This is a genomic window from Streptomyces turgidiscabies Car8 (genome assembly GCF_000331005.1).
Lineage (GTDB): Bacteria > Actinomycetota > Actinomycetes > Streptomycetales > Streptomycetaceae > Streptomyces > Streptomyces turgidiscabies.
Genome location: NZ_AEJB01000310.1, coordinates 1 through 10,994 on the forward strand (window position 1 = coordinate 1; position 10,994 = coordinate 10,994).

General features: G+C 68.2%; 10 protein-coding genes. 5 read left to right on the forward strand and 5 right to left on the reverse strand.

Going from position 1 to position 10,994, the window contains the following annotated elements:
* From STRTUCAR8_RS20255 to STRTUCAR8_RS20265, 3 genes are all read left to right on the forward strand, one after another.
* Window positions 1-427, forward strand: a 427-nt coding sequence (locus STRTUCAR8_RS20255) for an RNA polymerase sigma factor (protein WP_044472538.1), incomplete at its 5' end; no start/stop codon positions are given.
* Window positions 411-989 carry a hypothetical protein gene (locus tag STRTUCAR8_RS48765; RefSeq protein WP_006377740.1) on the forward strand — a complete coding sequence of 193 codons (579 nt, stop codon included), beginning with the start codon at window positions 411-413 and terminating at the stop codon, window positions 987-989. The genes STRTUCAR8_RS20255 and STRTUCAR8_RS48765, both read left to right, overlap by 17 nt.
* A gap of 118 nt (window positions 990-1,107) precedes the next feature.
* Complete coding sequence (locus STRTUCAR8_RS20265; protein ID WP_044472539.1) at window positions 1,108-2,094, forward strand: helix-turn-helix domain-containing protein; 987 nt, start codon at window positions 1,108-1,110, stop codon at window positions 2,092-2,094.
* A 443-nt stretch (window positions 2,095-2,537) separates the two neighbouring features.
* On the opposite strand, the gene STRTUCAR8_RS20270 is transcribed toward STRTUCAR8_RS20265, so the two are convergent.
* Entirely contained in the window at window positions 2,538-2,939 is a 402-nt protein-coding gene (locus tag STRTUCAR8_RS20270; RefSeq protein ID WP_006377732.1) for a hypothetical protein, read from the reverse strand.
* A gap of 542 nt (window positions 2,940-3,481) precedes the next feature.
* On the opposite strand from STRTUCAR8_RS20270, the gene STRTUCAR8_RS48340 reads away from it, so the two are divergent.
* Complete coding sequence (locus tag STRTUCAR8_RS48340) at window positions 3,482-5,749, forward strand: FlgD immunoglobulin-like domain containing protein (RefSeq protein ID WP_143666542.1); 2,268 nt, start codon at window positions 3,482-3,484, stop codon at window positions 5,747-5,749.
* A 133-nt stretch (window positions 5,750-5,882) separates the two neighbouring features.
* Here STRTUCAR8_RS48340 and STRTUCAR8_RS20280 read toward each other — a convergent pair whose 3' ends face one another.
* Window positions 5,883-6,572 (reverse strand): TetR/AcrR family transcriptional regulator, encoded by a 690-nt coding sequence (locus STRTUCAR8_RS20280; RefSeq protein ID WP_006377735.1) that lies wholly within the window; start codon window positions 6,570-6,572, stop codon window positions 5,883-5,885.
* 158 nt (window positions 6,573-6,730) lie between these two features.
* Between STRTUCAR8_RS20280 and STRTUCAR8_RS20285 the strand changes: the two genes are divergently transcribed.
* The gene (locus STRTUCAR8_RS20285; RefSeq protein ID WP_006377743.1) at window positions 6,731-7,864 is read left to right on the forward strand and encodes an FAD-dependent oxidoreductase; all 1,134 of its coding nucleotides are present in this window, start codon (window positions 6,731-6,733) and stop codon (window positions 7,862-7,864) included.
* Between the two features lie 18 nt (window positions 7,865-7,882).
* Here STRTUCAR8_RS20285 and STRTUCAR8_RS20290 read toward each other — a convergent pair whose 3' ends face one another.
* The 3 genes from STRTUCAR8_RS20290 to STRTUCAR8_RS20300 all read right to left on the reverse strand — a co-directional run bounded on the left by STRTUCAR8_RS20290 (window position 7,883) and on the right by STRTUCAR8_RS20300 (window position 10,603).
* Window positions 7,883-9,019, reverse strand: a complete 1,137-nt coding sequence (locus STRTUCAR8_RS20290; protein ID WP_006377733.1) for a Fic family protein — start codon at window positions 9,017-9,019, stop codon at window positions 7,883-7,885.
* 439 nt (window positions 9,020-9,458) lie between these two features.
* Window positions 9,459-10,325 (reverse strand): Crp/Fnr family transcriptional regulator, encoded by an 867-nt coding sequence (locus STRTUCAR8_RS20295; protein ID WP_006377734.1) that lies wholly within the window; start codon window positions 10,323-10,325, stop codon window positions 9,459-9,461.
* Window positions 10,325-10,603: a hypothetical protein gene (locus tag STRTUCAR8_RS20300; RefSeq protein ID WP_158697418.1), complete on the reverse strand. Its 279-nt coding sequence runs from the start codon at window positions 10,601-10,603 to the stop codon at window positions 10,325-10,327. The genes STRTUCAR8_RS20295 and STRTUCAR8_RS20300 overlap by 1 nt, the downstream gene beginning before the upstream one ends.
* Window positions 10,604-10,994 lie beyond the last annotated feature (391 nt).

Genomic DNA, 10,994 nt, shown 5'->3' on the forward strand with positions numbered 1-10,994 from the left:
CTGGTGCCGCCGTCTCGTCGACGACGACGAGACGGCCCACGAGATCGCCTCGGAGGCGTTCACGCGTCTGTGGGCCCGCTGGACGTCGGTGGAGGAGCCGCGCGGCTTCCTCTATGTGACGGCGGCGAACATCGTCCGGGACCACTGGCGCAAGATGGAGCGCGAGCGAAAGGCCATGCGGCACGTGACCACGGAAGCGGCTCTGCGCACCCACACGGAGGCGTCGGACCCGTCCGTACGCCTCCTCGTCCAGTCGTTGCCGGAGCGACTGCGTGTGCCGATCCTCCTCCACTACTACGCTGACATGCCCATCCGGGAAGTGTCCGCGCTGACCGGACGCAAGGAAGGAACCATCAAGGCCGACCTCCACGCGGCCCGTGAACAACTCCGTGCCCACCTGAGGAAAAGTCTTGACCACACGCTTTGACGACGACGAAGACCCGGAATTCGACCCCACCACCGCGGACCACGACCCCGACGACCCGCTGCTGATCCTCCTCGGGCCCTCGGCCTCCACCCCCGCCTACCTGGGCGCTCCCCCGGGCCGCTACGAGGAGATCCGCCGCACCGCGACCCGCCGTCGCCGCACCCGCGTGGCGGCCGGAGTGGGCGTGGCCTGCACCATCGCCGCTCTCATCGTCCTCCCCCTCAACCTGACGACGGCGCAGAGCCCCCGCTCCCCGACCGTCCCGCAGGCCCCGCCCCCCGCGACCATCCCGGTGACACCCCCCGTAGACCGTTCACCGACACCGCCACCGGCCACACCGCAGCCGTCCGAACCCGCCACCAGCGACCCCGCAGGCTCCGCCGAGGCCCCCTCAGGAGCGGCCGAAGCCCCGAGCCGGACGCCCTACGAAACGCCCGCCACCTCGGCCGACGCGTCCCCGGCGCCCGACCACGTGGATACGACGGAGCCGACCACGGCGGAGGTCGTGCCGTCGGCGAGCGTGCCGGAGGACGCTGTGCAGGACAGCACTTCGGCGCCGTAGCACTGTGGCGCCGTAAAGAGCCGACCGCGGCCCCCGGTACCCCGCGCCTCCCGCGTCAAGGATGATCACGGGAGGGAGTGTTCGACGGGGAATCGTCGCGGGATCGGTGGGAAGCGGAATGATCGGGACGGTGTTCCGGAGCGAGGACGTGCCTGCGGCGGACAGGTTCGACTACTGGCGGGAACTGATCGCGCGGACGCGCTCCAACGATTTCATCAGCAGCCACTCGGCCGAATTCTGGGGAGAGCTGCGCCTGTTGGAGCTGGGGCCTGCGACCGTGATGCGGGTGTCGTTCCTGCCGACGCGGTTTCGGCGGAGCCAGGTGATGGTGCGCCGGAGCGACCGCGAGCTGTATCACCTGACCCTGATGCTCGACGCCGGGATGAGCCTCGACCACGCCGGGCGGACCACCACGTTCGACGCCCATGACCTGCACCTGGCCGACAGCTCACGGCCCTACGACTTCCGCCCGACGGACGCCCGGGAACGCCGGGTGGTCAGGGGAGTCGGCCTGGACATACCCAAGGCGCTGCTGCCTCTGCCACCGCACCGGATAGGGGAGTTGCTGAACCGACGTCTGTCGGGGCGGGAGGGCGTCGGCGCGCTGCTGGCCGGTTTCCTCACCGGGCTGGACCGCCAGGCCGACACCCTCCAGCCCTCCGACGCCCCTCGCCTGGGCACGGTCGCCCTCGACCTGCTGTCGGCCTGGACCGCCCAACTCCTCGAAGCGGAAGCCTCGTTGACGCCGGAGACACGAAGTCGGGCGACCGCTCACCGCGTCCAGGGGTTCATCCGCCAGAACCTCCACGACCCCGACCTGACCCCGCCGGTGATAGCCGCCGCCCACAACATCTCGCTCAGCTATCTGCACCGCATCTTCCAGCAGCAGACCCAGGGCGAACCGGTCGCCGCCTGGATCCGCCGCAAACGCCTGGAGAACGCCCACCGCGACCTGGCGGACCCCGCACTGCGCTGCACACCGATCCACGTCATCGCCGCCCGCTGGGGCTACCCCCGCCCGTCCGACTTCACCCGAGCGTTCCGGGGCGCGTACGGGACATCACCCACAGAGCACAGGCGGCGGGCGCTGACGGAGTGCGCGTAGAGCGGCTGGAACACGTCGACGTCGACGGCTCCTGCATCGACGGGATCATCGCGAAGGCAAACATCGTAGTGGCCGCAGCGCCACCAGAAAGCGCCACGGCACGGTGGCCGGTTACGGCAGAGATGGCAGATATTGATCCTACATGTCCCGAACTAGACCAGTAGGCGGCAGACGGACCAACGCCGTGCTGTAACAGCGCAGTTGAGCCTGCCCAAAGGCGACCGCAAATCAGACATCGGGCGCCTTTCGCGTCCCGCAATGTCATGCACGAGTAAAAGTCCTCGCTGAAAACCGACCAAACCGGAACAGCCGCGGGTTTATTCCGGTTGCCCCACCGGGACTGACGGGAGCGGCTCTGGCCGGTGCGCCACGGGACCGCACCGGCCAACCTGCCGACGTACCGCCTCACCCCGCCCGGCCGACCTGGACCCGCTGCCGCCGACTCAGGAAGACGTCAGTTCGCGGACCAGCATCCATATCATGCTGAGAAACAGGGCCACGCCGATGAGGCAGCCGAGACGGAACATGAACAGGGTCCAGTACTCCGCCAGCCGACCGTTACGAGTGTCGAGACGCCAGACCGACGGGATGTCGAAGCGCCCTTCGGCGACAGCCGTCGCGGCTCGCCGCACATCCTCAGGGTGATAGTGGTAATAGGTCAGCGCTACCCCATAGGTGCCCAGGCTCTCCCCGCCGTACTTGCGGACGCGGACATCCGCGAGAGAAGCGACCCTCGGCACGTAGTCCTTGCGTACCTGCCACAGCTCGGAGACCTTTTTGGCTCCCAGCCAGGACTCCTCCTGGTGATCCGCCTCAGGTGTTCCCGACTCCGGCGCTCCCGTCATACTTCCCCCTCACGCAACTCCCCCCAGTACACACCCGCTGCCCTACCTGGCGATAGAACGCCTGTGGCACCGCCATGCGCGATCGATGCGGCCGTTACCGGCCGGAGAAGAGTTCCTCGGACGTCCGTCAGATACGTGAGCACGAGCCGCCCCTGCTCTCGGTCCGCATGCCACGTCCGGGAGACCGTGACCGATGGGTTCAGCACCCCCAGTCAGTCGCCTGGCCAAAGGGCCTCCGTCCCGACCGACGAGCGGAACCGGGACGCCGCCGCACCCGGGAGCACGACGACTCCGTAGCCGGACCGGCCTGCCTGTCGTCCCTGTCCCTGGCCCCGTCCGTGTCCCTGGCCCCGTCCGTGTCCCTGTCCCCGTACAACTTTTCGCCTGGATCGGTCGTCAGATTGATCAGCACGGTGGCTGACCACCGTCTGCGGTGTTCAGCGATCACACGTCGGATTCGAGTGATCAACCGATCAGGAACGGGGCCCAGAATGCGGGAAAGACGTCATCGGGGACGGCGAAAGGCCGGTTCAGGGGCTGTTTTGGCGTTGACGGTCCTGGCGCTCGGGGCGGGGCTGATGCCGTCGGCGGAGGCTGGAAACGGGCCGGGGACGGCGGCTGCGGTCGCGCACCGCGCGGGGAAGCCGTCGGTCACCCTCAAGGGGCAACCGGGACCGCTGACGAAGCCGGCGGCACCGGTCAGCGCCGATGCTGCCGGCATCCTGTCCTACAACACCGGGAACAGCCCGTCGGCGGCGTACACATGGGAGCGGCCGAACGGTACGTACGTGAACGGCTTGCCCAAGCCCGTCAGTCTCGGGTCCCCGTTCTCCGACGACATGTGGGCCGTCAACGGTCGCTTCGGCCTGGAGCGGATCGGCACCACCCGCACCTACCGGATCCGCAACTACGACACCGGCAAGGTGGTGCAGTTCGACCTGCCGGCCGGCGACATCGCCACCACGGTGATGGCCGAGAACCGCCTGCTGACGCTGCGGAAGACAGCGGCCAAGTGGACGCTGCATCTGCTGGAGATCCCCGCGGCCGGTGGCCGGCCGGTCGACCGGCTGGTGGCCGGTGTCCCTGACAACCTGCCGGGAACCGTCACTCACGTCCAGATGGACGCCCGCGGAGCGGCGATCAGCTTCGGAGGCCCGGACGGCATCCAGACGCTGCTGGACTTCGCGACCCGCCGCCTGACCGTGGTGCCCGCCGAGGGCGCCTGGAAGTTGAGCCTGGCGTCGCTCAGCGCCACCACGGTTCTGTACGGAGCCTCCTACAACGGGGACTTCAAGGCCTTCCTCGTCGACCGCGCCCATCCGGACGGGCCCCGAACCCCGCTCAAGGTGGATTCCAACGTCAATTTGACGTTGCTGGGCAGCTGGGCGATATACCCCGGTGGCGAAGGCGAGCTCTTCGCCCAGCCTGCCGCGGGCGGCGCGGCCCGCACCCTGCTGCCGCAGGCCGACAGCCACAGCCCTGTCGCGGGTGCGGACGGCGCCGTCTACACCGTGGGCGGCACGGGCCCGGACGACTGGGCGGTTCGGCGCATCACCCTCGGCGCCGACGGGACCCCGGTCGTCGGCGTATTCGTACCGCTGCCCCGGCAGACCACGTACGACGTGGGCGGTGTCGCGGTCGACCAGGGACAACTCCGGGTCGGCACACTGCACCTACCGGGCGACCACTCCCGCGCGGACACGTATCTTTCCGGCTCCTCCCTGTCGCTGACGGCAAGTGGCAGGCTCAACGCCACGCCCCCGCGGAACGTCGGCGACCTCGGATATCACCCCCCGGTGGGCGACGGCTTCCCGTATGACGAACAGTGCACCGGGCAGTGCCTGCGGCTGGTCGGCAACGGCGAAGGCGACGTGGTGCGGACTCCCCAGACCAACTACGCACCCACGCTGACGGCATCCGGCAGGTACAGCGTTCAGCGCCCCAACCCTTGGTTCCAGTACGTCCTCGACGGGACCAAGGAGCTGAGCCACACCGACCATTGGCACGCGGCTTCCCTCTGGGGCAGCCAACTGTGGAGCGCGGGCACCAGGAGCGGCACCGTCACCGCGGTGTCCCTGCCGTCGAAGAAGGCGCTCGGCTCCGCCGTGTCCGTGGGCGCCCCCTGCGTACCCCCGGAGATCCAGGTGGTGGGCCGGTGGATCTACTGGTCCTGCGGTCCCACCAAGAAAGCCGGTGTCTACGACCGCGTCACGAAGCGCGTGATCAAGGTGCCGTCCGGCTACGCGCAACTGGCCGACGGTTACCTCGTCAGCCAGAACGACGCGGCGGCCAGGCTGAGTATCACCTACTTCCCCGGCGCGGTTCCGGCCGCGCGCGTGGGCACCAGCGACCTGGCTCCGTTGACGAACCAGGTGGGCGAACCCGCCGACCGGCGTGGGCGGTTCTGGGCCGTCGACCGGTTCGGCGGCCCCATGGCCTACCTCACCGAGGCGGGGGACGTGACGGTCAACTGGCCGCGCGTGACCATCTCTCCCCTTGCCGTCATCGCGACCGACAGCCCCGCCCGCGTGGATCTGCGCGCGGCCGGCAGCAAGTACACGGGGGTGTGGAACCTGTCGAAGCCGGCGGCGAGCTGGAAGCTGACATTCGTCTCCGCCGCGAGCGGAAAGACCGTTCGTACCCTCACCGGCGGTCGGGCCGCGGGCAAGATCTCCGCGACGTGGGACGGCACCGGCCCAGACGGCAAGAAGGTCCCCACGGGGACATACCGCTGGACCCTGACCGCACCGCCGGCCGACCACGTGGGCCGGTCCGTGACCGTGAAGGGTTCGGTCGCGGTGCGGTCGTAGGCGACGCGGCGTCTCCTCCGTCCGTCCGGTGGCCAGCCGGTGGAGGAGACGCCGCCCTCGTCGCCGTCCGCGACTCCAAAACACCCCCCCGACGCCCCCGTACTCCACCTCTCCCCCACCGCCTGGCGGCACTTCACCACCGTGCAGTGATCCCCGCGACGATCAGGTCGATCCCCGCCAGGAACTCCTCCCGGTCGTCGTGATCCCTTAGCTGATCCGCGACGCCCCGCGTGAACGCGTACTCCTCTGCGTCGAGGTTCGCCCAGGAGTCCGAGACCGCGCCCAGGAACTCGGTCCGGGACGCGCCCGGCCGGTGATGGCGGGCGTTGGCCGCGTTCTGGCCGCCCACGCCGAGGATGTAGTTCAGCAGTGCCGACGCGGCGGTGAACTGGGCGGCGTGGGGCACCCCGAGTGCCTGGACCTGGCGTCCGAGGTGCTCGAAGACCCGCAGCAGCGGCGACTGCGCCGGCGCGCGGGCGAGCTGTGCGCCGATCCACGGGTGGACGTCGATCGCGTCGAACACGCCGAGCGCGAGGGCACGGACCGCCTCCTGCGGTGTCGCGTCGGCTTCGGCGGCGTCCGCAGCCGCCGTCAGGGCGCCGCCCACCACGGCGTCGGTGGCGGCACCGAGAAGCTCGTCCTTGCCCGTGACATGCCAGTAGATCGCCCCGGGCCCCGTCGAGAGGCGCTGGGCCAGCGCGCGGAACGTGAGCCCGCCCTCGCCGGCCTCGTCGAGAAGTTCGATCGCCGCCTCGACGATGCGCTCCCGCGAGAGCGGTTCCTCGCGTCGCTCCGGACGACGCGCCCTGGTTGCAGCAGCCATACGGACATCCTGACACACCCCTGGAACGCCGTTCCAGCTTGACAACTCTGGAACGCCGTTCCAGGCTTGCTCTCGAACGCACTGGAACGGCGTTCCATTCAGCTCTATCCAACTATGCCCAGTTCTGTCCAGTTCCATCCACGTGCCCAGGAGCCACCATGACCACAACCGACACCCACGTCACGATCATCGGCGCCGGACTCGGCGGGCTGACCCTCGCCCGTGTCCTCCACGTCCACGGCATCCCCGCGACCGTCTACGAGGCCGAGTCCTCCCCGGCCGCCCGCACCCAGGGCGGGATGCTCGACATCCACGAGCACGACGGGCAGCGCGCCCTCAAGGCCGCCGGGCTGTTCGACGAGTTCCGCGACCTCGTCCTGGAGGGCCGCGAGGCGACACGCATCCTCGACCAGGACGGCACCGTCCTGTTCGAACAGGACGACGACGGCACAGGTGTCCGCCCCGAGGTGCAGCGCGGAGACCTGCGGCAGCTGCTGCTCGACTCGCTCCCGGCCGGCACCGTCCGGTGGGGGCACAAGGTCAGCGGCACCCGTACCCTCGGCGACGGCAGCCACGAGGTGAGCTTCGCCGACGGCAGCTCCGTCACCGCGAGCCTGCTCGTCGGCGCGGACGGCGCCTGGTCCCGCGTCCGGCCGCTGCTCTCCGACGCGACACCCGAGTACACCGGTATGTCGTACGTCGAGACCTATCTGTTCGACAGCGACACCCGGCATCCGGCCCAGGCGAAGACGGTCGGCGGCGGGGCGATGTACGCGCTCGCGCCGGGCAAGGGCCTCGGGGCGCACCGGGAGCGCGGCGGCACCCTGCACACCTATGTGATGCTCAACGAGCCGCAGGACTGGTTCGCGGACATCGATCTCACCGACTCCGCCGCGGCCACCGCACGCATCGTGCGGGAGTTCGACGGCTGGGCGCCGGAACTCACCGCGCTGATCACCGAAGGCGAGACCGCGCCGGTCGTGCGCACCCTCAACGCCCTGCCGATCGGCCACCGTTGGGACCGGGTGGCGGGGGTGACCCTGATCGGCGACGCAGCCCACCTCTCCATCCCGAACGGCGAGGGCGCCAACCTGGCCATGTACGACGGCGCCGAACTCGCCCGGCTCCTCGCCGCCCACCCCGACGACACCGAGACCGCGTTCACCGAGTACGAGCAGGCCATGTTCCCCCGTAGCGCCGAAGCGGCGGCCGACGGCGCCCGGATGCACGAGTTGCTCTACGGGGGCGACACGCCTCAGGGCCTGATCGACATGTTCACCACAAGCGCGTAGCCAGTCAGCCAGACGCCCTCAACGGGCGTAAGGATCGGCCAGCGGCAGCGGTGTCCGGGCCGCTTCCAGAGCCGAATCCGGAAATGTGGAGCCAGCGGTGTAAAAACGGGCACGGGTACGGCCCACCGGTGTCAGAACGCCAACCGCGGCCAGGTCCCGCAGGTCCCGTTGGGCCCGCTGCAGACTCAGGTCCTCCGCCCGTTCGTAGCGTGTACGGCGTACCCGCCCGGACATCGCCACGTCGTGCAGGGCGGAGACGACCCTCTCCTCCAGCCCTCCGGCCTCCACGAACTCACCGAGCAGTACCCATACCCGACTCGAACGGTCCAAGCGGCTGCGTACGGTCTGCGCCTGCTGGTGGTAAGCGGTCAGGTTGAAGCGGACCCAGCCAGAGACGTCCTGGTCGGGGCGGTAGGTGGCCCCGCGGCGCTGCAACTCGCGGTAGTACTCCCAGGTATTGCCGGGACGCCCCAGCCAAGCCTCGATCGAGGAGAACTCGGGGGCCAGTTCTCCCTCTCGCGCGATCATGAGCGTTTGGAGGGACCGGGACATACGGCCGTTTCCGTCCGCCCACGGGTGGATGGAGACGAGGTGGAGATGCGCCATGGCTGCCCGTATCAGCGGGTGACTGCCGTCGTCCGCGTTCAGCCACTCGACCAGTTCACCTGTCAGCGCGGGCACATCGACGGCGTCCGGAGCCGTGTACGCCGCGATGCTGGGGTCGCGGACGTCCGTAACGTACACCGCTCCGCGCCGCCACTGTCCGGCCGGCTTGCGTGGGGTGTGCCGGTGTCCCTGCAGCATCCAGTGGAGCGCGTTGAGGAACTCCTTGCCGTACCGGAAGTCGGCGACATCGTGCAGTGTCTGGATGTAGGTCATCATCCGCTGAAAGGCAAGCGTCTCCTCGCGGTCCTCCTCGGAGACATCGACATCCCGCTCGCCCTCCAGAAGGTCCTCGACGTCGACCGTGGACACTTTGAAGCCCTCGATCGAGTTGGAGGCCGCCACCGCGTCGGCGGTCAGGAACTTGCGCAGCCCGTCGGTCCACTTCGTCGGAGTGGAGCGGACCTGCAGGCGCAACGAATGACGAAGGTCGTCGATCTCGCCAAGAACACGCTGATCCTCGGCACCGAGGGCAGGCGTAGGGAAGAGCATGCCTTCACGATAGGCTGACGCAAACATTACGTCAATGCGTCAGAGTGGCACTGCGCTCTCGGCCTTGGGGCGGCGAGCGCGCCGGAAGCGCCCGCCAGACCACCCCGGAGGACCGCCAGGCACTCCGGGGCACCCCTTCCCAACCCTGTGACCCACTGCCGCCACTGCCGCCACTCCGCCACTCCGCCACTCCGCCACCCTCAGAGCGTTACGCCCTTTGGTGACGAAGGTCACTATGCACTAAATAGGTGTGAACCAATGCCAAATAGCCAAAAGGGGAATAGGGTGCATATTTATCACAGATAAACATAGTTACACCGCCACTTATCTCGACATCAAGGCAAGCGTTAATCGAATTAATCGAAAAGAGAAGACCGCGGACACGCAAGGGCCCGTTCCCGGAAGCGTGTTTCCGAGAACGGGCCCTTGCAATTATTGATTATTGAACTTCCACAGCCCCCGTTACGGTCTGCGAGGGCGTCCTGACCCTTCCGAAAACGGCGAGCCGCCGCTCGTCCGGGAACCTGTACTGCCGGTATCCGGTTGAAACGAGGCCGTTCGCCCGCAGAGCCTTGAGCGCGTTCTCGATCGTGGCCCTGCTGACCGAGAGCGCGGCGGCGAGGTCCGTCTGGGAGGGGCCTTCCACCATCCGCCCGTACTCCGAGCACGGGACAGCGCACCTGTCGAGAAGGTGCACGAAGAGGCCGGCAAGCCTGCTCTCCGGAGACAGGGCGTGACGGTTGTACACCCGCTCACCGGTGACCAGCTGCTCGGCAAGAACCTTCCCGAGTGCGGTGGCCAGCGAGCCGCTGCCCTCGGCGAGGGTTCGCATCCGCGAGAGCGGAAGCGCCAGGGTGAGGGTGTTGTTGAGGCAGCGCGTGGTGGGCGCCAAGAGGTCCTCGTCAAAGATTTCGGCGACCCCGAGGACGGCCCCAGTGCCGTGGATGCGCACCGTCGTGTTCTCACCGAAGGTCGACTCCTCATACACGCAGCCGGAGAGCACAATGTGCACCGCCATGCCGTTCGTGCCGCGCAGTTGAGCACCTCGGATGTTGGAGCGGGTCGACAGCATGGCGACGAACTCCTGCCGCATGCTGGGGCCGAGAGCTGCGAGAAAGGGATTCAGATTGATCAGGGTGCTCACCGCGCGGGAGCCGGAGAGTCCGTGGCCGACGAGTCCGGTCCCCTCGTCGAAGGTGTAGACGGAGTTGCCCAGCACCATCGGCTGCCCACCGCCTTCCAGACGGCGGGCACGGAGGCGCGCCGGCATGAGCCGGCCATAGGTCTCGTCCAGACGAGGAGGCATCAGAAGCTCCCCGCAGGAGAAGACGCGGACGACAGGAGCGGTGAGTGGAGCGGTTCCGCGATCGGTCCGGCAGCCTCGGTCTGCGTGGGCGCGACCGTGACCGTCGTGGTGGGCGCCGGCGGGGGCGCGGTGGCGGGGGCGGACATCGGGGCGATGATGCGCGGGATGACACCGAACAGGATCGCCACCGCACCCAGGACGGCAGCGATGCGCGCCGGGGCGGAGGAGAGGTACTTCACGATGAGAACGACGGTCACACCGAAAATGGCAACGATCATGACCGTGGCGGTAGGGGAGTCCATACCCAGCCTTCTGACTTTGCGTTCTGTTATTGGTCGGTCCAGCGATGTAAAAAAGCTGCAAGAGGGTGTCGAAGACCGATTGGTTTGGTCGGTCAAGCGGACTGGTGGGGTCAGCAAAAGACGGCACCGCTCTTGATCGAGCAGGATATAACACCGCTCGGGCGTCTCGGAAATGTCACCCTCGAAGTAAGGACGCACGAGAGCTGCGTGGAAGCGGAATCTCCGGCACCTCATTCCCTAAACTTTCGGGATTACCGACGGGTAGGAGACGACACTCCCGAACTTTATGGAATGGATCTACAGAGAGCACCGTTACATTCACTGAAGCTGACGTTGCGCCTTGGTCGGTCCAGCGACGGCTTGTCGG